The following is a 23,304-nucleotide window of genomic DNA, read 5'->3' on the forward strand; positions in this document are numbered from 1 at the left end:
TACCGCCGATTCAATCATGTTGTCGGCCGCTGGCGAGCCGAAGACATCGCATCGTGTGCTGTTCCAGTGCAGTCGTCCCGGTTCGACCCGGTCACACCGGCGCTCCGTCCGTTGCTCGGTCGCTGCCGCCACCGCGCTCGCCGTGAGGATTGCCGAGCGAACGGTGCGTCGCTGTTGCAGCTGCAGAGGCGTGGACGGATCCTCCGCGCGGCCTGCGGTGTCAGGAGAGCTCGGCGATGACCGCGTGGTGGTCGGACGCGGCGCCGACGTCGATGACGTCGGCCAGCGCGAGCCGGCCGGCGAGCCGCGGCGACAGCAGCACGTAGTCGGTCCGCGTCTCCACCTGCGCGCCGTCGCGCCCGCGCAGCGCGGTGAACCAGCGCGAGGAGCGCGGCCTCAGGAGAAGGGCGTCGGCCCAGCCGAACGCCTCGATCGCATCCATCGTGTCGAACCGCGGCGGGCTGCCGTACTTCTCGATGCCGGCCGCCGCGAGGCGCGCGCCGAGGTCCGCGGGGTAGGGGTCGCGGCGCGACAGCGCGTTGAGGTCGCCGGCGAGCGCCCAGAGGCCCGAGGCGAACCGGGCGGGCGGCACGAGGGAGAGCAGCCAGCGGGCCTCGGTGAGCCGGCGATCCTCGCTGCCGGCGTTGAGGTGGGTGCCGAGCACCACGAGCGGCTCGCCGCCCAGCGAGAGCTCGACCTCGACGAGGCAGTGCGCCAGCGCCTCGGGCGCGTGCACGCGCGCGCCGGCGAGCGGCGCCCGGCTGACGACGGCGACGTGGTTGCGCCTCCCGTTCGGGCGCGGGTTGGCGTTGCCCAGGACGGCGTGCCGCTCGCCGGCGGGCGCGCCGATCGCCTCGGCGACGGCCCGGAGCCGGGCGCCGTCCTCCCAGCCCACGCACTCCTGGAGGACGAGCAGATCGGGGCGCGCGGCGGCGACGATCGCGAGGATCGCCTCGAACCGATCCTCGCCGCCGAAGAGGATGTTGAAGGTCATGATCTTCACGGTCCGATCAGGCTAGCTCCTCCGAGGCCGGGGCGTCTGCGCGGAGCAGCGCGGTGACGCCAGAGCGCGCGCTGAATCGGGTGGACGCAGCGCCCGAGACGGCGCACGAAGCGGGCATGGCCGGCGACGTCCTCCCGATCCGCAGCGACTCGCCGCTCTACGCCGCCGCGCTCCGCCTCCGGCGCGAGGTCTTCGTCGTCGAGCAGTCCGTGCCGGAGGACATCGAGATCGACGAGCTCGACCCCGTCGCGCAACACTTCGTTGTCCTCGACGGCGGCGAGGTCGTCGCGACGATGCGGATCTTGCCGTACGAGGGCGCGCTCAAGGTCGGCCGCGTCGCCGTCAGGAGAGACCTTCGCGGCGCGGGCCTCGGGCGGCGGCTGATGGAGGAGGCGATCCACGTCGCCGGGGCCGAGGGCGCGCGCGCGCTGGTCCTGAACGCCCAGGTCGCTGCAGCGGCGTTCTATCGCAAGCTCGGCTTCGTCGAGGAGGGGCCGATCTTCGACGAGGCGGGGATCCCGCACACGAGGATGGTCCGGCAGATGGCCTGAGCCGGCGGGCGCTGGGCCGTGGTGGGTTCGAGGGCGCGAAGCGGGCGGAGGTGAAGCGCTTCGTCCATCTCTCCGCCTCTCCGCCCGCGAGAAGGCAGCGCGCGCCTCCTCGCGCACGTTGCGCATCGCAGTGTTCGGAGCCAATCTCCCGTGAACGATGATGTCGAAAGCGGGCGGGCGAAGCCCCGGACTGGACGGGCCTGGCTGCCCGCGCGAAGGCCCTGGTTCACCTCTGATCGGCTGGATTGGGATCGTCCCACGAGCCGCGTGCGCAATCACCGTCGTGACCGCTGCTGCCGTCCTGGTGGGCTGGTGGCTCGATATTCAGACTCTCAAGAGTGTTCATCCGACGTTCGTGACCATGAAGGTGAACACGGCGCTGGCGTTCCTTGCCGCCGCCGCGTCGCTGTGGCTCCACTGCCGCGCGGGATCGCGCCTGTGGACGCGCCGGCTTTCGCGGGCGTGCGCCGGCGGGGTCGCTGCCGTCGGGTTGGTCACGTTCCTGGAATACGCGCTGAACCGGCCGCTCCATATCGACCAAATTCTCTTCCGGGAGGGGCCGGGCGCCGTCGGCACCCCTCACCTCGGGAGGATGGCTATCACGACGGCCATCTGCTTTGTCCTCGTCGGCTCGGCGCTGTGGCTCCTCGACGCGAAGGCGCGGCGCGTGCGCCGGCTTTTTTCCGCGCTGGTCGTGCTGATCGCGCTGTTCGGGCAGCTGGTGGTGCTCGGATACGTGCTCGGGGTCGGGTACCTTTATGGCGTCGGGGCGACGACCGAGGTGGCGTTGCATACGGCGCTGCTCTTCCTGGTGCTGTCTGCCGGCGTCCTGTGCGCGCGGCCCGAGCTGAGCGGCGTCGAGCTGCTGATGAGCGCGGGGGCAGGCGGCGTGATGGCACGCCGCCTGATTCTCGCCGCGTTCGGCGCGCCGTTCGTCCTCGGCTGGGTGATCGTGGAGGGGCGGAAGCTCGGCCTCTACGATTCGGCGTTCGAGTCGTCGCTCCTCGTCATCGGCTGCATCGTCCTCATCGTGCGCCACATCTGGAAGAGCGCTGCCGCGTTGGAATGCATCGACCGGGATCGGGGGAGGGCCGTAGAAGATCGCGGCCGACTCGCTCTCCGTGAGGAGGCCGCGCAGGCTGCCGTCCGGGAGAGAGACGAGTTCCTCTCCATCGCGTCCCACGAGCTCAGAACGCCCATCGCCGCGCTCCAGCTCACGCTGCAGGCGCTGGAGCGCAGGCTCGGCGGCGACGAATCAGCGACCCTCCGGCACGACCGCACCGCCCGGGCGGTGGAGGGGAGCCTTCGCCAGGTCGCGCGGCTGACGCGGCTCGTCGATCAGCTGCTCGATCTGTCGGGCATCAAGGCGGGTCGTCTCAAGATCGAGCCCGAGAGGGTCAATCTCGTCGAGGTGGTGCGTCAGGCCGTCGAGCCCCTCCAGGGGGTGCTGGCGCAGGCGGGCTGCTCGCTGTCTCTGCGCGTCGAGCGCGAGATCCTCGGTCGCTGGGATGCGCTGCGGATCGAGCAGGTGGTGACGAACCTCGTGTCCAACGCGCTGAAGTACGGCGCGAACGCTCCCGTCGAGCTCAGCGCACAGCGGCGTGGGGGCACGGCCGTGATCGCGGTGCGCGATCATGGAATCGGCATCGCTCCGGAGAACGCGGCGCGGATCTTCGAGCGGTTCGAGCGCGCTGTCTCGTCGCGCGACTACGCCGGGGTGGGCATCGGCCTCTTCATCGCCAGGCAGATCGTCGAGGCCCACGGCGGCTCGATCCGGGTCGAGAGCGCGCTCGGCGTGGGTTCGACCTTCGTCGTCGAGCTGCCCATCGAGCACGTGTGGGCTCGCTGAAGGCAACGCAATCCCAGCCGGAGCTGAAGCGGTCGCCGGCAGAGCGACGCGAGCCGAAAACGACGAAGTCGGTGGTCGAGGACGATGTCGAGCGGAGCGCCAGGCTGGTCGATCTGCTCGATGCGCCGTCCGCTGTCGTGGGAGGATGGCGTGATGCGCTCCACATGCCGATCCCTCACGCTCTCCCGTTCTGTCCCCATCGTCCTCGCGCACATGGTCGTCGCGGCGTGTGGCGGGGAGCCGGGCCCAGGCGTCGATTCCGCCGAGGAGATCGGCGTCATCGAGAAGAGCTCATGGATCGAAGGGCGCGACGGTGGAGACAGCGCTGTCGTGTGGGGCAAGTCGGTCTGGGTCTACGGCGATACCGTCCTCACGCAGGCCGACGAGGCCGGGACCAACTGGCACCATAACTCGTTCGACATCTCGGACGATCTCGACGCGTCCGACGGCATCGGTGGCTTCTCGTCCCCGGCCGACGGCGCGGGGGCGCCGGGGTATTTCATCGCGCCCACCGCGGACGAGCAGGCGTTCAACGACGCTCACGCCGGCGATGACTGCGCCGAGGCGCCGTGCGGCGCCCGCTGGGCGGTGTGGCCCGGGGCGCCGGTGTTCGACGCGGCGCGCGACCGCGCCTTGATCCCCTATGGCCTCATCTATGCGGAGCCGGGCGACTTCAACTTCCGCGGCGTGGGCCAGTCGTTCGCGATCTGGGAGGGCCTCGACGAGGCGCCGGTGCGGCCGATCGTGGACGCGAGCGCGGAGCACCCCGATCTTCTCTTCGGGGAAGGCGAGCCCGGCTGGGGTGCCGCGCTGGTCGCCCACGGCGACGACCTGTACACCTTCGCGTGCGACGGCAGCCTGTCCAAGCCGTGCCGCCTCGCGCGCGTGCCGCTCGAGACGCCCCTCGACCGGGGCGCCTTCCGCTACTTCGACGGCGATGGCTGGAGCGACGACGCCGGGGATGCCGCGGAGCTGTTCGACGGCGCGCCCATCATGTCCGTCTCGCACTGTGAGCACCTCGGCGCGTGGCTGGCGGTCTACTCGCCCCCGTTCGAGCACCGGATCGTGGCGCGCACCGCCCCGGACCTCACCGGCCCATGGTCGGACGAGGCCACCCTCTATACGGCCCCGGAGGAGCGCGCGCCGTACGACTCGGTTCATCACGCGGAGTACGAGGAGGACGGCGGCCGGGTGCAGTACATCACGTACTCGCGGCCGACGAGCGGCTGGTTCGGGTCGGAGTTCGCGCTCGTCCGCGTCGTGCTGAAGTGACGGGCGAGCGCTCGCCCCTGACAAGCAATCTCCTGCGGGAGATCAGCGGGTGAAGCGGCGGATGGCGTGCCGGATCTGCTCGGGCGCCATGGGATCCGTCGACAGGGCGCTGTGCAGCACGAGGCCCTCGATCAGCGCGTCGAGCTCCCGCGCGGTCACCGGGTCGAAGTGGAGCTCCAGCGCGCGCCGGCTCCGCAGCATCCAGGCCTGGGTGACGGCGCGCAGCGCGGGCCTCCGGGCGGCGGCGACGTAGAGCTCGACGCTGAGCACCAGGTCGCGCTCCGAGCCGAGCAGGGCCGTGGTGAGGTGCTCGACGAGGAGCTCGACCGCGGCCCCGCGGTCGCACGCGGCGCGCATCTGCTCCTCGAAGCGGGCGGCCATGTCGTCCGCGTGCCGGGTGAACGCCGCGGCGAGCAGCTCGTCGATCGAGGCGAAGTGGTACGTTGTCGAGCCGAGAGGCACGTCGGCGGCCCGGGCGATCGAGCGGTGGGACGCGCCGGCGACGCCCTGCTCGGCGATCACGTCGAGCGCGGTCGCCAGGAGCCGCTCCCGGCGCCCTGGGTCGTGGCGGCGGGCCCGCCGCGCGGGGGCGGCGCGCCTCGCCCTGGCGGCGCTCATCGCGCCTCCGTCACCCTCGCGCCCCGGCCGGTGCCTGCGCGGCCCCCGCGGCGTCGAGGACGCGGATCACGCGGGCGGGGTTTCCGACCGCGACCACGTTGGCCGGCAGGTCGCGCGTCACGACGGAGCCCGCGCCGACCACGGTGTTGTCGCCGATCGTCACCCCCGGAAGCACGATGGCGCCGCCGCCGATCCACACGTTGTTCCCGATCGTGATGGGCTTGGCCGCCTCCCATTTCTGCCGCCGGGGCTCGGGCTCCACCGGGTGGGTCGGCGTGAGCAGCTGCACGTTCGGGCCGAACTGCACGTCGTCGCCGATCGTGATCGACGCGACGTCGAGCGCGACCAGCCCGAAGTTCGCGAAGCAGCGCGCCCCGAAGGTGATGCGCGAGCCGTAGTCCACGCAGAACGGCGGGCGGATCTCGGTGCCCTCGCCGATCGCGCCGAGCAGCTGCTCCAGCAAGCGGCGGCGCAGCGGGCGCTGCCGTACCGACGTCGCGTTGTACGCCGCCATGAGATCGAGCGCAGCCGCGCTCTGCTCGGCGATCTCGGGATCGTCGGCGATGTAGAGGTCGCCGGCGAGCATCCGCTCGCGCATGGACCGGGGATCGTGAGAGGTCGACATATGGACGAGTGTACACTTCATAGGAACGGGTGTCCACATCGGCGGACGGGACGGATGCGTCGGCGCTCGGGCGAGGAGCTCGAGCGCAGCCAGCCAGCCAGCCAGCGCCTGCCTGGCGGACGACCCTGCTGCGATGTTCCATCAAACCATGTGCGCAGGATGAGCCGGTGGGCGCGGCGCTCGCTCACACGACCGGTGCCTGAGGCGGAGTGCCGGCAGCAACACCTGTCCGGGCGGCGGCTGCCCGTGAGCGCGCCCCCTCACCGCTTCAACGCGCCGGATTCATCAGGGGTAGACATACGGCGCGTCCAGCCCGAGCGGGAGCCCGAGCTGCCAGTACGCGAGCAGGAACAGCGTCCAGGCGACGAGGAAGGTCACCGAGTAAGGGACCATCAGGGCGACGAGCGTGCCAATCCCCGTGCCCTTCACGTACTTCTGGCAGAAGACCACGACGAGCGGGAAATACACCATCAGCGGCGAGATGATGTTCGTCGTCGAGTCCCCGATCCGGTACGCCGCCTGCGTGAGCTCCGGCGAGATGCCGAGCGACATGAGCATGGGCACGAGGATCGGGGCGAGCAGCGCCCATTTCGCCGACGCGGATCCGATGAGGATGTTGGTGAGCGCCGTGAGCAGGATGACGCCCACGATGGTCACCGCGCTCGGGAGCGCCAATGCCTGCAGCCCCGCGGCGCCCTTCAGCGCGAGGAGCGCGCCGAGGTTCGAGCGGTTGAAGAGGTAGATGAACTGCGCGGCGAAGAAGGCCATCACCAGGTAATAGGCCATCGTGCTCATCGTCTTGCTCATGCCGTCGATGACGTCGCGGTGGCCCGTGAACGTGCCGGCCGCGTAGCCGTAGACGAGCCCAGGGACGAGGAAGAAGAGGAAGATGAGCGGCACGATCGCGCTCATGAGCGGCGCGCCGCTGACCGTGAGCTGCCCGCTCGGCGCGCGCAGCGGCGACGCGGCCGGCGCGCTCGCGGCGACCAGCAGCGCGACGCTGGCCGCCATCGACGCGAGGGCCAGCCAGAGCGCGCGCGCCTCGCGGGGCGTGAGCGCCGCCGTCATGCGCTGCTCCGCCTCGGGCGCGGCGTCCACGGGCGTCCGGGCGACGCGCGGCTCGATCACGCGGTCGGTGATGTACCAGCCGACCGCGACGATCACGAGGCAGGAGGCGCTGCAGAAGAACCAGTTGCAGAGCGGGTTCACGGTGCGCTTCGGGTCGAGGATGCTCGCGCCGGCCTGCGTGAGGCCCTGCAGCAGCGGGTCGAGGCTCGACGGGATGAAGTTCGCGCTGAAGCCGCCCGACACGCCCGCGAACGCCGCGGAGATGCCCGCGAGCGGGTGCCGGCCGGCGGCCTGGAAGATGACGCCGCCGAGCGGGATGACGAGCACGTACCCCGCGTCCGCCGCGGTGTGGCTCGCGATGGCCACGAGGATCAGCATCGGCGTGAGCAGCACCCTCGGCGTGACGGCGAGGACCTTCTTCAGGCCGGCGTTGATGAAGCCCGAGCGCTCGGCGATGCCGACCCCGAGCAGGGCCACGAGCACGACGCCGAGGGGCGGGAAGCTCGTGAAGGTCTGCACCATGGTCGAGAGGAACTCCGTGATCGCCTTGCCCGAGAGCTGGCTGTGGATCACGAGCGGCTGCTTCGTGCGCGGGTCGATCTCGCTGAACGTGAGCGTCGCGAGCGCCGCGGAGAGGACCACGACCACCGCGGCCAGCAGGACGAAGAGCACCGCCGGATCAGGCAGCTTGTTGCCGGCGCGCTCCAGCGCGTCGAGGACGCGGCTCGCCCCGCGGAGCTCGGCGCGGGGCAGGGGAAGGGACTGCTCGGGTTGCTCGCTGGACATGCGCTCATCTTAAAGCGATCACCCGGCAGCGCGTGACGCGTTGAGCCGAGATCGGCGGCTCGGGCCGGCGCCGGTGTGCTCGTGCAGGAGCAATGGATCAGCACCGATTGCTGCTGGAGCAGCAATGGGCGCCGGGGCCGCCGCGCAGATCAGAGCAAATGGCGCGCTTTGATCTCGAGATACCGGTTGATGAGCTGCCCGGTGAGCTGGCCGGGTGCGACGTCGAGCACCAGCGCGCCGTGGTTCTTGAGGTCGCGCACGAGCCGATCGCGGAAGCTCGAGAGCTCGGCGGCGGCGCCGCGCGTGTACGGGTCGGCGTCGCCGCCCTCGACCAGCGCGTCGATCTCCACGTCCCGCAGCAGCACCATGAGCGGCAGGTGGCGCGGCATCACCCCGCGCATCAGGCGGAGCAGCTCGCTCGCGGCGACGTCGTCGACGACCTGCGTGAAGAGCACGATCAGGCTCCGCTTGCGCACGCGCAGGCCCACGTGCTGGAACGCCGCGCCGTAGTTGGTCTCGACGAGCTCGGGGTAGAGGTCATAGCCCGCGGAGAGCACGTGCTTGGCCGCGCCCGCGCCGCTCACCGGGGGCGCGTAGCTCTTGATGCCGTCGGCGAAGGCGAGCAGGCCCACGCGGTCGCCGCCGCGCGCGGCGACGTGCGAGAGCATCAAGCTCGCGTTGAGCGCGTGATCGAAGAGCGAGAGCCCCTGCGTCTGCGCGGTCATCAGGCGGCCCGCGTCGAGGAGGAAGAGCAGGTTCTGGTTGCTCTCGAGCTGGTACTCGCGGCTGATGATCTTCTTCTGCCGCGCGGTCGCCTTCCAGTCGATGGAGCGGAACTCGTCGCCGCGGCGGTACTCGCGCAGGCGCTCGAACTCGCTCTCGCCGCCGCGCTTGCGCGAGGCGCGCAGCGCCGACGGATCGCGATCCTGGCGCGCCATGAGCTCGAAGGCGCGCACGGCCTGCACGTCGGGGTACACCTTGACCGGCGTCTCGGCCGGCACCGTGACCTGCCGGATCCAGAGGCCGAACGGCGAGAGGTAGCGCACGTGGTGATCGCCGATCGCGTGCGCGCCGCGGCGGGTGGGCCGCACGTGGTAGCGGGCCGTCGCGCGCTCCCTGGGCGGGAGCTCGAGCCTCACCGGCAGGTCGTCGCTCTCGGCGTGATCGAAGAGATCGTCGGCGACCTCGATCGAGAGCTTGCGGCGCGAGAGCGAGCGGATCTCGAGCGTGATCAGGTTGAGGCGCCCGATGGAGAGCACCGCGGGGGCGTGGCGCTTCACGGTCACGAGCGGCCTCCGCGCGAGGAGCGCGTCGATCGCGGCCCAGAGCGCGATGCCCGCGTCCGCGGCGAGCATGGGCAGGAGCAGCGTGCGATCGACGAGCGTCGCCACCGCGAGCCCGAGGGGCACGATCGCGAGCAGGACGAGGGCGCGCGAGGGGATCATCGCGCTCAGGCCGCCGTCTTCGGCACCTTGGCCTCGCGGAGGATGTCGTCGACGCAGTCGTCGGCGCTCACGCCCTCGATCTCGGCGTCGGGGTGCAGGATGAGCCGGTGGCGCAGGATCGCGGGCGCGAGCGCCTTCACGTCGTCGGGGATGACGTACTCGCGGCCCTCGCTCGCGGCCAGGGCGCGCGCGACCGCGAGCAGGCCGATCGACGCGCGCGGCGAGGCGCCGAGGTAGACGGAGCGGTGCACGCGGCTCCGGCCGACGATGTCGGCGATGTACTCGATGATGCCGTCGTCCACGCGGATCCGCGCGATCCCCTCGCGCATCTCCACGAGCTCCGCGGCGGTGGCGAGGCGCTGGATCTCGAAGCGATCGAGGCGCGCCGCGTGGAAGCCGTTGACGTGGTTCTTGAGGATCAGCCGCTCGACCGCCTGCGAGGGGTGCTTGACGTTGACCTGGATCAAGAAGCGATCGAGCTGCGCCTCGGGGAGCGGGTAGGTGCCCTGCGACTCGATGGGGTTCTGCGTGGCGATGACGAAGAACGGATCCGGCAGCGCGCGCGTGATGCCGTCCGAGGTGACCGCGAGGTCCTGCATCGCCTCGAGCAGCGCGCTCTGCGTCTTGGCGGGCGCGCGGTTGATCTCGTCGGCGAGGAGCAGCTGCGTGAAGATCGGCCCCTCGTGGAAGACGAAGCGGTCTTCCTTCTGGTTGAAGACGTTGCCGCCGGTGACGTCGCTCGGCATCAGATCGGGCGTGAACTGGATGCGCTTGAAGGTGGCGCCGAGCACGTGCGCGAGGGTGCGCACGAGCAGCGTCTTGCCGAGGCCGGGCACGCCCTCGATGAGCACGTGACCGCCGGCGAGGACGGCGACGAGCGTGTGCAGGATGAGATCGTCCTGGCCGAGGAGCACCTTGCCGGCCTCGCGGCGGAGGAGATCGAAGCGATCGCGGAATTCAATCGGGTTCATGTCGTCTTTCGATCGGAGGTTCGCTGACCGGTCGCGTCGAGGAAGCCCTGGAGCTCGCGCACGAGCTCGAGATCGGCGGCGGCGCCGTCGCGCGCGCGAGGCGAGGGCCGCGCGCCGCGCGCGCTCTCGGGCCCGCGGAGCGACGAGGCGGGCACGGCGTCCTCGCGGGCGCCGGAGGCCTCGACCAGCACGCGCATCACCTCGGCCTCGGGGCGGCCGGTGCGCGCGGCGATCGCCTCGGCGAGCGGGATGAGGCCCCGCCGGCCGGACCGGTGCACGCGCTCGCGCAGGCGATCGAGCGCCCAGCTCGCGTAGAGGCCCGCGGCGTGGCGCGAGGCGCGCGCGCGCCGGTAGGCGAGGCCGAGCGCGCGCGCGTGATCGGCGAAGGCGCGCCGGCCCGCGGCGGGCGGATCGCGGAGGCGCGCGAAGGCGCTGCCCTTCCAGAGGTAGAGCAGCGCGAGGAGCAGGAAGAGCTGCGCGATCACGGGCCAGAGGTTCGCCTCGCGCACGGCCTCGAAGGGCGTCTCGGCGCCGACGCCGGTCCACTCGTCGACGATCTCGATTTCGGTCGCGTACGGCGCGAACCGGAGCAGATCGAGGAAGAGCTGCGCGTTGTCGGGGGCCGCGAGCGAGACGTTCGACACGAGGCGATCGTCCGCGACGACGACGACCTTGCCCTCGCCGAGGCGGCGGACGACGCCCGCGGTCGAGGACGACTCGCCCCGGAAGATCATGTAGAGGTCCTCGGGCTCGTCGCCGTTCGCCTCCACGAGGCGCTTGCCGGGCGGGAGCGAGGCGCGGAGCCCGCTCGACCAGTCCGCGGCGAGCGCCGTCGACGTCTCGGCGTCCTGGGCCACGCGCAGGCCGAGCTCGACCTCGTCGGGCAGGCGCGGGAGCCCGGCGAGGAAGAGCGTGCCGCCCTTGCCGCGCACCCACGCGAAGAGGTCCCTCCACGTCGCGTCGTCGATCGCCGCGCCCGGCAGCACCACCAGCGCGAGCGCGCGATCGGGCGCCGTGAGCGCCTCGCCGCGGCGCCGCGCCTTCAAGCCCTGCTCGTCGAGCACCTCGAGCACCGCCTGGGTGCCCGAGGGCGACCGATCGCCGCCGCCCTCGTCGCCGCCGCCCCCGTGCGGCGTGCAGGAGAGCGCGGCGGAGAGGCCGAAGGCGACGAGCGCGAGCGCGAGCGCGCGGCTGACGAGCGGGACGACGCGGTCCATCACGGCGCGGAAGACCGGCTCGGAGGGCGGCGTGACGCCGAACTGCACGTCCTCGACGTCGCGCACGATCGATCGCATCGCGCCCTTGAGATCGGGCCGCTCGCGCAGGCTGCGCACGTAGTCGCCGTTGGTGCGAGAGGGGTGGATCTCGATGAGGCCATCCCCGTCGAGGCGGCGCAGGAGCGCGGCGTACGCGTCGTCGATCGCGCGCGCGTGGTCGCCGCGGGCCGCGTGGGTGCGCGCGCGCGCGAGCAGGCGCTGCACGTCGGTCTCGACCTCGCGCCTCGCCGTCTCCTCGGGCGTGGGGCCGCGCGCGGGCGCCTTTTCCTCCTTGGCCTCGTCGGCGGGCGCGCGATCGCGGAGCAGGTTCTTCAGCAGCGCGTGGATCACCCCCCCGAAGAAGACAACGAGCAGGCCGATGAAGAGCGCCGACGCGAAGAAGCTCATCCCCGAGAGATCGACGCGCATCTCGGGCCAGGGGCGGCGGCGCTCGTCCTCGCTCGGGCCGCGATCGGTCGGCGGGCCGCCCGCGGGGTGCTTGCCGGACGCGTCCCGGCCGCCGCGGCCGCCGCGGCCGGACGCGGCCGATCGCGAGAGCTCGACCGGGGGCAGCTTGCACGCGGCGGGGAGCTCCGGGCACACGTCGCTCGATCCGGCGATGATCGGGCACCACGCGTGCTCCTCGGGCGTGAGCGGGTAGTCGTCCTCGTGGCAGAAGCGGTAGCGATCGTCCTCGAGGACGTCGCGCACGCTGAAGTGAACATTCTCTTCCACGTCCTCCGCCCGGGCGTCCCGCGCGAGCAGCGCGCCGGCGGAGAGGGCGATGAGGGCGGCGAAGAGGCGCGCGCGGCGGCTCACGCGGCGGCCCTCTTCTCGCCTTCGCGCGCGGCGATCGCGAGGAAGCGGAGCTGGATGTCCCAGCCGTCGGCGCGCGTGCGCGCGTCGATGTAGTGGAGGAAGCGCGCGGTCGCGACGTACGGGATGCCCGCGAAGAAGCCCGCGAGCGCGAAGGGCGAGCCGCCGTCGTCGAGGAGCGCGCCGAACGGCTTGCCGAGCTGGAGGATCGCGTCGACGAGCGACTGGCCGAGCAGCTCCGCCGTGAGCGCGACGCCGGCCTGCGCGAGGAGCAGCGCGATCAGCGCGCCGAGGACCGCGGCGACGCGGCCGGCGATGAAGCGGCTGCTGCGCTGGATGGCTTCGCCGGCGTCCGCGGCCTCGAGCAAGCTGGCCTCGTGCACGAAGACGAGGCGCGGCCAGGCGAGGGGGAGGCCGAGGAACATCGGGAGCGCGGCCGCGGCGAGCAGGAGGCGGCTCAAGAAGAGCATCCACAGGTACGACGAGAGGCGCGCCCTGAACAGGCGGAGCACCTGGCCCGCGCCGAGCTCCTCCGAGAAGAGCAGGCGCCCCACCGCGACGGTGAACACGCCTTGCGCGACGCCGCCGAGCGCGATCGCGACGCCCCACACCGCGAGCCACGACCAGCCCGCCGCGTGCCGCAGCGCGAGGCAGCCGGCGAGCATCGGGAGGAAGAGGATCGCCGAGAGTCGCGCGTAGAGGCCGAGCGCGCGCGACATGGAGAGGCGGCAGGCGAGATCGAGGATCTCGGAGAGCGCGCGCGGGCGCAGCACGATCGCGGAGGCGCCGAGGTTCATCGCGGGGCCTCCTTCGCGGGGCGACCCGCGAGCGCGAGGTAGAGGACGATGAGCAGCGAGGAGACGCCCGAGGCCGCCCACTTCACCGGCGGGGGGAGCCCCGAGGGGGACCAGAAGCCCTCGATCCCCGCGGCGATCAGCAGCATCGCCGCCGCGCCGAGGACCTGGCGCACGATCGACGGCGCCGCGCGGCGCAGCGAGCCGACGCGCGTGCGGCCGCGCGTCTCGACGAGCGCGTAGCCCATCTCGAGCCCCGCGCCGCCGGCGATCACGATCGCGGTGAGCTCGAAGGGCGCGTGGCTGCACATGAACGTCCAGATGTTGCCGCCGTGGCCCACGCTCATCACGTGGCCGACGACGGTGCCGGTGAAGAGGCCGTTGTAGATGAGGAAGAAGATGCTGCCCGCGCCGAAGAGCACGCCGGTGGCGAAGCAGCGGAAGGCGATGCCGACGTTGTTGAAGACGTAGAACCCCGCCATGCCCGTGTCGGTGCCCGCGTCGCGCCCGTCGAGGCCCTCGCTGTACATCTGGGCCATGCCCTGGAGCACCGGGCTCGGGAGCACGTGGGAGGCGAACTCGTCGGAGGCGAGCGCGCCCGCGATGCCGACGAGCGAGGGGAGGAAGAAGAGCGCGCAGGCGATGGCGAAGAAGCGGCCGTTCGCGCGCAATGCGCGCGGGAAATCGCGGGTGAAGAAGGAGACGATGTCGGGGAGGCGGAAGGGCTCCGCGCCGTAGAGCGCCGCGTGCGCGCGCGCGGCGAGCGCGTCGAGGTACGCGGTGAGATCGGGCGTGTAGCGCGCCGCGCGCGCGCGCATCAGATCGGTGCAGAGCGAGCGGTAGAGCGCGGCGAGGCGCGAGATGGCGGCGCCGTCCTTCTTCGCGAGCGAACCGCTGTCGTGGAGGAGGAGGCCATCGAGCTCCTGCCAGTCCGGCCTGCGGGCCGCGACGAACTCGTCCTGGGAGCGGGCGCCGATCACGCGCTCACCTCCTTCTTGCGCTTGCGGCGGGGCCTGGGGTCGCTCGCGGCCCCCTCCTGGCCGCCGCGGTGCGCGTGCGCGCGGTGGTGGAGGACGCCGAGGAAGCGCGTGGCGTCCTTGTAGCGGACGCCCATGCGCCGCGCGAACACGGGCGCGGTCATCTCCGCGAGCTCGCTCGCGCGCGCGGGCGAGAGGCGATCGAGGCGGCGGAGGAAGAGCTCGATGGCGTCGAGCTCCTCGCCGGAGAGCGGGAGGCGCGCGGGCAGGCTCGAGAGCTCCGCGGGGCTCGGCGCAGGTCGGAGGAAGAGCGGGCCGGCGACCGTGTGGCGCGCCTCGACGATCACGAGGGTGCCGCCCACGAGATCGCCGAGGCGGCGGAAGCGCGGATCACGGCCCATGACGGCGAGGCCGACCGCGTACGTGCCGAGGAACGAGAGCGGATCGATGAACGGGGGGAGGAGATCCGCGGCGCGCAGCAGGTTGCGCAGCAGGCTGTCCCCGAAGCGGAGCGGCTGGCCGCCGTCGGTGACGACGCGCAGCGAGAGGGCGCGCTTGCCGGGCGTGCAGCCGCTCCAGAGGGTCTCGAAGAAGACATAATACCCCCACTCGATCGCGAAGAGGACCAGCAGCACGAAGCCCGTCGACGCGCCGCGCAGCGCTGGCCCCACGGCGATGCCGCCGATCGCGGCGAGCATCCCGACCGCGAAGACGATGACGCCGCGCACCACCAGATCGATGAGGTACGCGAGCGCGCGCCGCGCCGGGCCCGCGATCTGGTGGCGGAACCGCACGTGCTCCGGCGTCTCGATCTCGGCGCTCGTGTCGAGCGGCTCGCGGAGCGTCTCGCGGCGGATCATGCGGCGAGGAGGGCGATCAGGATCCCGCCCTGGGCGGGGCGAGGACGACCTTGGTGCCGGCGATGCGATCGTGCAGGCAGCGGCGGTCGTCGTCGAAGATCATGAGGCCGTTCATCACGTTGAAGATCGCGTGGAGCAGCCGGCCGACGCCGGGGACGAGGCCGGGGAGCGCGATGAGCCAGTTGCGGAGGACGACGCCGGACGCGAAGTCGACGCGCGAGCCATCGGTCTTGATGATCTTGATCTTCGTCCACTTCTTTCCGAGCGTCTGCCCGCGCGTGGCGATGAGGTACCACTGGTAGATGACGAGCGGGAGCGGGCCGAGGAGCGCGCCGACGCTGAGCACCAGGTAGGCCCTCTCCTCGTTGTGCGCGGCGTAATCGAGCGCGCCGGTGGCGAGGAGGAGGAGCACGGCGGGGATCATGGAGCCGACGAGCAGCAGGTTGTCGAGGATCCGCGCGCCGAGCCGCGTGCCGCGCTCGGCGAGGACGTGCTCGTCCGGCTCGTTCTCGCCATGGGAGTGCGCGTCGCCGGTCGTCGGCGCAGCGTACGGGTTGTACTCGTGCCTGGGATCGTCGAGCTGCATGCCCCCTCCTCCTCGTCGGAATTGCATCACCCGAGCGGCAGCGCGTCAATCGGCCGAGCCGCTCGGCCCCACACGGCGCGCGCGGGATCGCGGGGCGCGCCCGGCCACGGCCTTCCCTGAAAGACGAGCACCGTCGGCGAGCCGAGGGCCGTCGCCCCCGCCGGTCGCCGTGGACGACCTCCTGACTCCACCGCATGGGATCACGTGTCGAGATCGCCGACGATTCCACAGGTCGTCGATCGGCCCCGCCGGCTGGGGACATCGATGGTTCATGCAACCACGGAGTCCTTCGCGTGGACTCCGTGCCATGGCATCAGGGGCCCACGCAGGCCGCGGCGCGCGATTTGCGCTCTGCGCCTGCTAGGGCGGATATCGGTCGGGCGCGCTCACCCCTTGTTCCGCCCACCCCGCGACCTCCGGTACTCGTCGAGCTCCTCGCGGCCCGCCTTCCCGTTTCGCTCGAGCGTCTTCAGCCAGCTGTCGCGGTATTCCCGCATCGTCTCCGCCACGGTCTCGGCGACCACGAGGTTGCGGTACCACTTCGCGTCGGCCGGCACGACGCACCAGGGCGCGTGCTTGGAGGAGCAGCGCCGGAAGACCTCGTCGTAAGCCTCTGTGTACTCGTCCCAGTGCTCCCGCTCCTTCCAGTCGTTCACGTTGAGCTTCCACGCGGTCGACGGGTTCTCCTCGCGCTCCAAGAGCCGCTTCTCCTGCTCCTTCTTGCTGATGTGCAGGAAGAACTTGATCACGATGGTCCCGTGCTCGGCGAGCAGCTCCTCGAAGTCGTTGATGTGATCGTAGCGCTCCCCCCAAAGCGACTTGGGCTCGAGGTCGTGCACGCGCACGACGAGCACATCCTCGTAGTGAGAGCGGTTGAAGATGGCGAACTCCCCCGCGCGCGGCGCCTGCCGGTGGATACGCCACAAGAAGTCGTGCTCCCGCTCCTCCTTCGTGGGCACGCCGAACGAGCTCACCGTGACGCCGCGCGGGTTCAGCGCGCCGACGACGTTCTTGATTGCCCCGTCCTTGCCGGCCGCGTCGCGGCCCTGAAGGACGATGAGGATGCTGTGCGTCCTCGCTCCCCACATCAGCTCCTGCAGCTCGAGCAGCTCTTCGCCGAGCTCCTTGAGCCGCTCCGCTGCCTCCTGCTTCGTCGCGTCCCGAGGCGGATCGGTCGAGACGTCATCGAGGCGAAACTTCGAATCAGGCTTCGTGAGTCGCGTGATGGGCATGCCCGCGAGCCTACACGATCCCGCAGCGTCGCCATCGCCGGAGTGACGCGCGACGTCATGGCGCCGCGGCGGCGGCGAGCAGCCGGATACGGACGAGCGGGGCGCCAGCGTGGAGGCGAATGCGACAATCCCCTTCACGCTTGGCGAGCGAGCCCTCGCGCTCCTTGCCATCCGCGCGGAGCGGCGGAGACCGGAGCAGGCCGCCGGGCCGATGACGGGGTGGCCGGTGACCGGTGACCCGGTCGACCCGTTGACGTGTGACCCCGCTGACGTGTGACCCCGCTGACACGTGGACCCGTTGACGCGTGGACCTGTTGACGCATGGACCCGTTGCCGATGACGCGACGAGCGGACAGCCACATCGGCGATGCGCGAGGAAAATCCTGTTGCAGAAATGAAATGAACTACGTACCGTCGAGGTCGGAAGGGCATCGCCATGCGCCTGTCCTCGTCCCTCGGATGCTTCCGATGGTGCGCCTGGCGAAGCTTCTGCCGTGGAGGGGCGCGGATGACGCACGCTCGTGGATTCGACCATTTCTTGGCTCGGATACGGCCTGCCGCCCCGAGCGCGTGATGCTGGTCTCTCCCCCTGTCTCCCGGCCCCCAGCGGCTCACCGGCGGCGCTCCGGTGTTCACCTCGGCATCGGGGTCAAGCTCGCCGCAGCGACCGTGGCGGTCCTCACCAGCGTCACCGTGCTGGTGGCCAATCAGGTGATCCAGAAGACACGAGATGATCTCGTGTCGGCGAAGGCGAACGCCGCGTCGATGATGGCGGATCTGCTGTCCGGTTCCCTGACCGCGTCGCTCGATTTCGGCGATCGGGACACGGCGCAGGGCGACCTCGACCAGCTCCGGTCGAACCGCGCGCTCATCGCCGCGGTCGCGTGGGGCAGCGACGCCGAGCCCGTCGCCAAGATCGGTCAGCCGGAAGGCGGCCTGTCGGCGTTCACCGCGCGTGGCGCCGAGAACCAGGTCCTGGAGCGCGAGATTCGCGTCGCCCGCCCGGTCGTGCGCGACGACGGGCGGCGCCTCGGGACGCTCGTCCTCGTCTTCTCCCTCGAGCCCGAGAACGCCGCGTTCGCCGCGGCCCGCCGCAACATCCTCGAGTTCGCGGGCATCGTCGGCGCGATGACGGCCTTCCTGCTCCTCGCGTTCGCAAGGTGGCAGATCGTGCGTCCGCTCTCGCGGCTCGTCGACGCCGCGCGGCGCGTCGGGGAGGGCGACCGCGCCGTCCGCGTGAACGTCCGCACGAACGACGAGCTCGGCCGGCTCGCCGACGTCTTCAACGCGATGAGCTCCGCCATCATCGAGCGCGAGGGCAAGCTCGAGATGGCCACCGAGAGCCTCCGCGAGCTCTTCGACAACATGCGCGAGGCCATCGTGGCCTTCGGCCCCGACGGCCGGCTGGGCAGCGAGGCCTCGAAAGAAGCCAGGCAGCTCTTCGGCGACCGCGCCGCGGAGGGCAACCACGTCGCGGAGCTCCTCTACCGCGGCGGGCCGCTCTGCGTCGAGAGCCAGGCGCTCCGGCAATGGGTCGACGCGGCGTTCGACGCCGAGGTCGACGCCTTCCCGGAGGTCGCCGAGCTCGCCCCGCGCGAGGTGTGGTTCGAGCGCGCGCCGGGCGACCGGAGGTTCTTGCGGATCGAGTTCTGCCCCATCGTCTCCGGCCAGAAGATCGCGCGCATCATGCTGCTCGCGACCGACCAGACCGAGCTCAGGCGCCTCACGGAGAGCGTCAAGACCAAGGACGAGGAGCACGCCCGCCAGATCGCCGCCATGCGCCGCCTCATCGCCGGCGGTGGCCAGGTCTTCGTCCGCTTCATCGAGATCTCGCGCGAGCGCGTGGCCCGGTGCAGCGAGATCCTGAGGCCCGGCGGGGAGCTCTGCCCCGCGGACATCGACGAGCTCTTGCAGCAGCTGCACACCATGAAGGGCGAGGCCCGGTCGTTCGACCTGGAGCGCCTCGCGGACGAGATCATGGCGCTCGAGGACGAGCTCTCCAGGGTCCAGGGGCGCGCGCGCTCGGAGGACAGGCCCTCGGTCGAGGGGCACGCGGCGTCGTGGCGCTCGCGGCTCACCCGCGTCGCGGACGAGCTCACGCGCGCGCAGGAGACGTTCGTCGACGCCTCGCCCGTGGGCAGCGCGATCCTCGACCAGATCACGGTCCGCCGCACGGACGTCACCCGGCTCGGCGAGCTCGTCGGCCCGCAGGGCGGCGAGGCCGCCGAGATCGTCCGCCGCCTCGCGGCCCGGCCGTTCGGCGAGGTGCTCGCGCCGCTCGTCGAGCGCGTCCCCCGCTGGGCCGAGCGGGAGGGCAAGCGCGCCCGCCTCGAGATCGACGGCCGCGAGGCCTCCATTCCCTCGGATCTCGCCCGCTTGCTCCCGGGCGTGTTCCTCCACCTCGTGCGGAACGCGATCGCCCATGGAATCGAATCCCCCGACGCCCGCACCCGGGTGGGCAAGCCCGAGGTGGGCGTGATCCGCGCCAGCTGCATCGAGGACCGGCCGCTGCCCACCCTCCTCGTCGAGGACGACGGTCAGGGCATCGACTTCGACGCCCTCGCGACGAGCGCCGGCGTCGATCCGAAGGATCTGCGCCGGACACGCGAGCTCCTGTTCACCCCCGGCGTGAGCACGAAGGGCGACGTGAGCGACCTCGCGGGCCGCGGCATCGGCCTCTCCGCGGTCCGCGCCGATCTCCTCTCGGTCGGCTGGCTCATCGAGGTGGACGCGTCGCGCCAGACCGGCGCGGCGTTCGTGATCCGCCCCCAGGCTGCCCCTCTCAGCAACGGAGAATGACTCGATGTCACACGGCGGACGCATCCTGGTGATCGATGACAGCGAGATCGTGCTGATGCGGATCCGCGTCGAGCTGTCGAGCGCCGGCTACGAGGTGGTCACGACGACGCAGCTCGTGGGCACGGCCCGTCACCTGCGCGGCTGCGATCTCGTCATCGTCGACTTCTTCATGCCGGGCCTCGACGGCGCCGCCGTCCTCCGCTCGCTCAAGGCCGCGGTGCCCGAGGGCGAGAGGCCGCCGCTCTTCTACCTCTACACAACGGACGCCGAGGCCGGATCGCGGTACGCGGAGCTCGGCTTCGACGGCGTCTTCAGCAGGAAAGGCGATCTGCTCGCCCTCACCCCGCAAGTGCAAGCGGCGCTCCGCATCCGCAAGCTCGCCGGCCTGTCGCGCGGCAAGGAACGCAAGACATGACGCCTCGCCGGCGCGCCCTCGTGCTCGGCCTCTTCGTCGCGGCCGCCCTCGCCCCATTCCATGTCATGGCGGAGCCGGCGACGGCGCCCTTCGCCGTGCAGGCGGAGATCGTCACGCGCATCCTGCCGTACGACAGGGGCTTTCCAGAGCGGGTGAAGGGACAGGTCTCTTTCCTCTTGCTCTCTCGCGCGGGCGACGCGGATTCGGCGAGCGCCGCGCTCCAGATGAGGAGGGCCTTGAACGACATCGGCAAGGTGCGTGACAAGCCGATCCGCGTGGAGAGCGCCGAGTACTCGGGCGCGTCCGAGCTCGCCGCGACGTGCCGCGCGCGCGACATCAACGTCGTGTACATCTCCTCGGGGCTCGGCAGGGAGGTCGCCGCGATACGCGGCGCGCTCACGGACACGGGCATCCTGAGCTTCGCGGCCGTGGAGCCCTATGTCTCGCAGGGGGCCGTGCTCGGCGTCGACGTCGCGGACGGCAAGCCGCGCATGAGCATCAACCTCGCGCAGGCCCGGGCCCAGCACATCGACTTCCCCGCTCCCATCCTCAAACTGGCAAGGATCTATTGACGTGAGCTCGACCCGTCTCGCACTGATCTGCGCCGCGTCGCTCGCGTGGTCGACCGCCGCCCCGCGCGAGGCGCGGGCCGAGGACGTCAGCTCGCTCCTCGAGATCCTCGAAGAGAACGTCGTGTCCGGCGCCTCGCGCTCCGCGGAGCGCGAGAGCGACGCGCCCGCCATGTCGTCGGTGATCACGGGCGCGCAGCTCAAGCTCTTCGGCATACGGCGCCTCGCCGACGCGCTCACCTTCCTCGCGAGCGGCGTCTTCGCGCACGACCGCATGTCGGTCCCGGAGGTCGGCGCGCGCGGGGTCGCCCTGACCCGGGACGCGAACAGCCACGTGCTGATCGTGCTCGACGGCATGGTCGTGAACGAGCAGGGCGGCGGCGCCGTCTTCCTGCACGATATCCCGATCGAGATCGTCGACCATATCGAGGTGGTCCTGGGCCCTGGCTCCGTGCTCTACGGCGCGCAGGCCATGCTGGGGGTCATCAACGTCGTCACGAAGAAGGCCGCCGATCACCAGGGCATCCGCGCCTCCCTGACGCTCGGGGCTTCGCCGCCGCTCGATGAATCGGGCGACATCAAGGCGCCTACCGTCAAGGGCGTCGGGGGCGAGGGCACGGTGGCGCTCGGCTTCGGGCGCCGTCTGACGCTGCTCGGGCAGCCCGCGGGTGTGGTGGCGGCGGTCGACATGCACCGCTTCGAGGGGCCCGAGGTGACCTTCCCGAAGCAGCGGCTCCCGGTCCTGGCGGACGGCGTGTCCGTCATGGATCTCGGCTCGCACGCCGAGCCCGGCTTCTGGGGCGGCACGGTGGAAGAGCAGTGGTTTCGCCGCAAGGCAGGCGCCTTCGTGCGCCTCGACGTCGGCGACCTGAGCGCCGTCGCCCAGGCGACGCGCTCGTCGTGGGCCGCGCCCTTCATGGATCTCCACGAGAACCGCGTCGGGGCCTTTGACGACGCGCGCAACGACAACACGCAGTCGCTCGTCCTGACCAGCGTGCGTTACCGCGACCGCCTGAGCGAGCGGCTCGAGGGCGTGGCGCGCGGGTACTTCGGGTACAGCCGGATCGAGCGCTCGCGCTACGTGGTGGGCCACGACCCGCTCGTGCCGCACGTCCCGCTCGACGTGCTCGATCCGGAGCAGTGCCCGCGCGGCCCGTCCGGGCCTTGCCGGAAAGAGGCGCTGTTCCTCTCCCGCTGGTTCGGGCTCGAGCTCCAGGCGCGGTACGACTGGGCGGGCGACGGCGCCTTCACGACCATGGCGGGCCTCGATGGGCGCCTCCGCACGTCGGCCTACGAGTTCGTCGCGTTCGACGAGCTCACGGGGAAGAGTTATGGCTCCGACCCGGCGCGCACGCGCTGGCACGGCGGCGGACACCGTCTCGAGGACGAGGCCGCGCTCGGGGCCTATGTGCAGCAGACGCTCCGCCTGTTCCGGCCCCTCTCGCTCAACGCCGGGATCCGGGTCGACCTCGACTCGCGTATTCCCCTCGAGTACGTGGCGAACGCGATCTCGCCGCGCGCAGCGCTGATCCTCACGCCGGACGAGCGCGTGTCGCTCAAGCTCATCTATTCGAGCGCGTTCCGCGCGCCCAGCTTCGTCGAGCTCTACACCGTGAGCGGCAGGCTCCTGCCGAACCCGGACGGCCTCAAGCCGGAGAAGGTCTCCTCCCTGGAGGCTGTCTCGTCGTTCCGGAGCGGCGCGTACTCCTTCACGGCCGGCGGCTTCTACTCGGACTGGAAGGATGTCATCGAGCTCCAGATCCTGAGGGCAAAGGCGCCCAGCGTCTCCAGGTACAACAACGTGCCAGGCATCGAGAACTACGGCGCCAACCTCGGCTTCGAGACGAGCTTCCTCGAGCGGAAGCTGCGCGTCGGCGTCAACTCGACGTTCGCCGCGACGCGACGCCGCATGTCCGCCGAGCAGATCACCCGGAACGCGCGGTTCGGCACCGGCGACGATGTCCCCATCACGGTCGCGCCGCAGGTGTACGGCAACGCCCGCGTATCGTACGAGGTCGGCGCCGGCGCGGTGTCCCTGGCGGCCGCCTACATGGGCCGGCGGATCGCCGACCAGGCCTACTATGGCGGTGATCCATCCAACATCGCCCCTCGCCCCGAGGTGCCGCCGCAGGTCGAGCTCCGCGCGGCGGTGACGGGCGCGATACCCGGGGTGAAGGGCGCCGGGTACATGCTCGGCGGGCAGTACGCGTTCTCCGCCCATGAGCCCTACGTCGTCGGGCCCAACCAGGGGCAGCCGCGCTACCTCGTCGAGAGCGGCCCCACCGCGGATTTCGCGTTGAGGAACCGCCTAACGCTCTTCGCCGGGATCGAGCTTCACCTCGACGACGACGCCGCCGCGGGCAGCCCGGCCGCGGCGGCCAGGCCCTCCTCGATCGCGACCGTCGGGCGCGCGAGCCACGGAGCTTCACCGTGAAGAGCACACGTTTTCCCGCGCTCCTCCTCCGCTTGTCGGCCACGACAGGCCTCCTGGCGGGGGGCTGCATCGAGGTCGGCCACCCCATCGAGGTGGGCTGCTTCGTCGAGGACGACAACCCGAACTGCTTCGACACGGGCGTCTCCGCGAGCTCTTCTCAGGCGAGCGGGACCACCGGGGCCGGCGGGGCGGGTGGAGGCGGCGCGAGCGCCGATGGCGGAGGCGGCGCAGGCGCGAGCGCCGACGGCGGGGGCGGCGCAGGCGGTGACGGCGGCTCCGCGGGCTCAGGCGGCGCTGGGCTGTGATCGCGGGCGCTCTCTCGCTCCATGACGCTCGATTGCGTCAGCCTGTCCGCCGGATGAGGGGCCGAATGGTCCA

The 23,304-nt window shown here is 71.5% G+C and carries 20 protein-coding genes; 8 read left to right on the forward strand and 12 right to left on the reverse strand.

The genetic code is table 11. The features are described from left to right. Positions 1-220: 220 nt before the first annotated feature. Positions 221-994 carry an endonuclease/exonuclease/phosphatase family protein gene (locus WMF45_RS07875; protein WP_437719507.1) on the reverse strand — a complete coding sequence of 258 codons (774 nt, stop codon included), beginning with the start codon at positions 992-994 and terminating at the stop codon, positions 221-223. Between the two features lie 62 nt (positions 995-1,056). On the opposite strand from WMF45_RS07875, the gene WMF45_RS07880 reads away from it, so the two are divergent. From WMF45_RS07880 to WMF45_RS07890, 3 genes are all read left to right on the forward strand, one after another. Beyond that, positions 1,057-1,554 (forward strand): GNAT family N-acetyltransferase, encoded by a 498-nt coding sequence (locus WMF45_RS07880; RefSeq protein WP_437716329.1) that lies wholly within the window; start codon positions 1,057-1,059, stop codon positions 1,552-1,554. A gap of 361 nt (positions 1,555-1,915) precedes the next feature. Then, positions 1,916-3,403 (forward strand): sensor histidine kinase, encoded by a 1,488-nt coding sequence (locus WMF45_RS07885; RefSeq protein ID WP_437716330.1) that lies wholly within the window; start codon positions 1,916-1,918, stop codon positions 3,401-3,403. Between the two features lie 153 nt (positions 3,404-3,556). Next, complete coding sequence (locus WMF45_RS07890) at positions 3,557-4,675, forward strand: DUF4185 domain-containing protein (RefSeq protein WP_437716331.1); 1,119 nt, start codon at positions 3,557-3,559, stop codon at positions 4,673-4,675. Positions 4,676-4,717: 42 nt separating this feature from the next. On the opposite strand, the gene WMF45_RS07895 is transcribed toward WMF45_RS07890, so the two are convergent. From WMF45_RS07895 to WMF45_RS07945, 11 genes are all read right to left on the reverse strand, one after another. Then, a complete protein-coding gene (locus tag WMF45_RS07895; RefSeq protein WP_437550599.1) occupies positions 4,718-5,293 on the reverse strand; it encodes a TetR/AcrR family transcriptional regulator in 576 nt (191 codons plus the stop codon). A 10-nt stretch (positions 5,294-5,303) separates the two neighbouring features. Beyond that, entirely contained in the window at positions 5,304-5,918 is a 615-nt protein-coding gene (locus WMF45_RS07900) for a sugar O-acetyltransferase (protein WP_437716332.1), read from the reverse strand. Between the two features lie 285 nt (positions 5,919-6,203). Beyond that, positions 6,204-7,772, reverse strand: coding sequence for an AbgT family transporter (locus tag WMF45_RS07905; RefSeq protein ID WP_437716333.1), 1,569 nt, complete (start codon positions 7,770-7,772; stop codon positions 6,204-6,206). Between the two features lie 149 nt (positions 7,773-7,921). Beyond that, positions 7,922-9,217: a DUF58 domain-containing protein gene (locus WMF45_RS07910; RefSeq protein WP_437716334.1), complete on the reverse strand. Its 1,296-nt coding sequence runs from the start codon at positions 9,215-9,217 to the stop codon at positions 7,922-7,924. Between the two features lie 5 nt (positions 9,218-9,222). Next, a complete protein-coding gene (locus WMF45_RS07915) occupies positions 9,223-10,188 on the reverse strand; it encodes an AAA family ATPase (RefSeq protein ID WP_437716335.1) in 966 nt (321 codons plus the stop codon). After that, positions 10,185-12,263, reverse strand: coding sequence for a DUF4350 domain-containing protein (locus tag WMF45_RS07920; protein ID WP_437716336.1), 2,079 nt, complete (start codon positions 12,261-12,263; stop codon positions 10,185-10,187). The genes WMF45_RS07915 and WMF45_RS07920 overlap by 4 nt, the downstream gene beginning before the upstream one ends. Next, positions 12,260-13,057, reverse strand: a complete 798-nt coding sequence (locus tag WMF45_RS07925; protein WP_437716337.1) for a hypothetical protein — start codon at positions 13,055-13,057, stop codon at positions 12,260-12,262. The genes WMF45_RS07920 and WMF45_RS07925 overlap by 4 nt, the downstream gene beginning before the upstream one ends. After that, positions 13,054-14,034: a stage II sporulation protein M gene (locus tag WMF45_RS07930; protein ID WP_437716338.1), complete on the reverse strand. Its 981-nt coding sequence runs from the start codon at positions 14,032-14,034 to the stop codon at positions 13,054-13,056. The genes WMF45_RS07925 and WMF45_RS07930 overlap by 4 nt, the downstream gene beginning before the upstream one ends. Continuing rightward, complete coding sequence (locus WMF45_RS07935; protein WP_437716339.1) at positions 14,031-14,891, reverse strand: RDD family protein; 861 nt, start codon at positions 14,889-14,891, stop codon at positions 14,031-14,033. Before WMF45_RS07935 ends, WMF45_RS07930 begins: the two co-directional genes overlap by 4 nt. A gap of 16 nt (positions 14,892-14,907) precedes the next feature. Continuing rightward, complete coding sequence (locus WMF45_RS07940; RefSeq protein WP_437716340.1) at positions 14,908-15,477, reverse strand: RDD family protein; 570 nt, start codon at positions 15,475-15,477, stop codon at positions 14,908-14,910. Positions 15,478-15,863: 386 nt separating this feature from the next. Further along, a complete protein-coding gene (locus tag WMF45_RS07945; protein WP_437716341.1) occupies positions 15,864-16,709 on the reverse strand; it encodes a PPK2 family polyphosphate kinase in 846 nt (281 codons plus the stop codon). A gap of 573 nt (positions 16,710-17,282) precedes the next feature. Here WMF45_RS07945 and WMF45_RS07950 point away from each other — a divergent pair. From WMF45_RS07950 to WMF45_RS07970, 5 genes are read left to right on the forward strand one after another with little or no spacing between them, the layout of a single operon-like run. Beyond that, complete coding sequence (locus WMF45_RS07950; protein ID WP_437716342.1) at positions 17,283-19,508, forward strand: HAMP domain-containing protein; 2,226 nt, start codon at positions 17,283-17,285, stop codon at positions 19,506-19,508. A 4-nt stretch (positions 19,509-19,512) separates the two neighbouring features. Further along, entirely contained in the window at positions 19,513-19,923 is a 411-nt protein-coding gene (locus WMF45_RS07955; RefSeq protein ID WP_012234032.1) for a response regulator, read from the forward strand. Further along, a complete protein-coding gene (locus WMF45_RS07960) occupies positions 19,920-20,495 on the forward strand; it encodes a YfiR family protein (RefSeq protein WP_437716343.1) in 576 nt (191 codons plus the stop codon). Before WMF45_RS07955 ends, WMF45_RS07960 begins: the two co-directional genes overlap by 4 nt. 1 nt (position 20,496) lies before the next feature. Beyond that, positions 20,497-22,926: a TonB-dependent receptor plug domain-containing protein gene (locus tag WMF45_RS07965; RefSeq protein WP_437716344.1), complete on the forward strand. Its 2,430-nt coding sequence runs from the start codon at positions 20,497-20,499 to the stop codon at positions 22,924-22,926. Beyond that, on the forward strand, positions 22,923-23,231 hold the full coding sequence (locus WMF45_RS07970; protein WP_437716345.1) for a hypothetical protein: 309 nt from the start codon (positions 22,923-22,925) through the stop codon (positions 23,229-23,231). The genes WMF45_RS07965 and WMF45_RS07970 overlap by 4 nt, the downstream gene beginning before the upstream one ends. The last annotated feature ends 73 nt before the right edge of the window (positions 23,232-23,304 follow it).

The sequence above is a fragment of the Sorangium sp. So ce448 genome (assembly GCF_051520915.1).
In the GTDB taxonomy this organism is placed as follows: domain Bacteria; phylum Myxococcota_A; class Polyangia; order Polyangiales; family Polyangiaceae; genus Sorangium; species Sorangium cellulosum_B.

Bases quoted from the DNA above. Each gene is read 5' to 3' on its own strand.
- WMF45_RS07875 (WP_437719507.1), bottom strand. From the start codon at position 994: ATGACCTTCAACATCCTCTTCGGCGGCGAGGATCGGTTCGAGGCGATC.
- WMF45_RS07885 (WP_437716330.1), top strand. From the start codon at position 1,916: ATGAAGGTGAACACGGCGCTGGCGTTCCTTGCCGCCGCCGCGTCGCTG.
- WMF45_RS07890 (WP_437716331.1), top strand. From the start codon at position 3,557: ATGCGCTCCACATGCCGATCCCTCACGCTCTCCCGTTCTGTCCCCATC.
- WMF45_RS07895 (WP_437550599.1), bottom strand. From the start codon at position 5,293: ATGAGCGCCGCCAGGGCGAGGCGCGCCGCCCCCGCGCGGCGGGCCCGC.
- WMF45_RS07900 (WP_437716332.1), bottom strand. From the start codon at position 5,918: ATGTCGACCTCTCACGATCCCCGGTCCATGCGCGAGCGGATGCTCGCC.
- WMF45_RS07905 (WP_437716333.1), bottom strand. From the start codon at position 7,772: ATGTCCAGCGAGCAACCCGAGCAGTCCCTTCCCCTGCCCCGCGCCGAG.
- WMF45_RS07910 (WP_437716334.1), bottom strand. From the start codon at position 9,217: ATGATCCCCTCGCGCGCCCTCGTCCTGCTCGCGATCGTGCCCCTCGGG.
- WMF45_RS07915 (WP_437716335.1), bottom strand. From the start codon at position 10,188: ATGAACCCGATTGAATTCCGCGATCGCTTCGATCTCCTCCGCCGCGAG.
- WMF45_RS07925 (WP_437716337.1), bottom strand. From the start codon at position 13,057: ATGAACCTCGGCGCCTCCGCGATCGTGCTGCGCCCGCGCGCGCTCTCC.
- WMF45_RS07935 (WP_437716339.1), bottom strand. From the start codon at position 14,891: ATGATCCGCCGCGAGACGCTCCGCGAGCCGCTCGACACGAGCGCCGAG.
- WMF45_RS07940 (WP_437716340.1), bottom strand. From the start codon at position 15,477: ATGCAGCTCGACGATCCCAGGCACGAGTACAACCCGTACGCTGCGCCG.
- WMF45_RS07945 (WP_437716341.1), bottom strand. From the start codon at position 16,709: ATGCCCATCACGCGACTCACGAAGCCTGATTCGAAGTTTCGCCTCGAT.
- WMF45_RS07950 (WP_437716342.1), top strand. From the start codon at position 17,283: ATGCTGGTCTCTCCCCCTGTCTCCCGGCCCCCAGCGGCTCACCGGCGG.
- WMF45_RS07955 (WP_012234032.1), top strand. From the start codon at position 19,513: ATGTCACACGGCGGACGCATCCTGGTGATCGATGACAGCGAGATCGTG.
- WMF45_RS07960 (WP_437716343.1), top strand. From the start codon at position 19,920: ATGACGCCTCGCCGGCGCGCCCTCGTGCTCGGCCTCTTCGTCGCGGCC.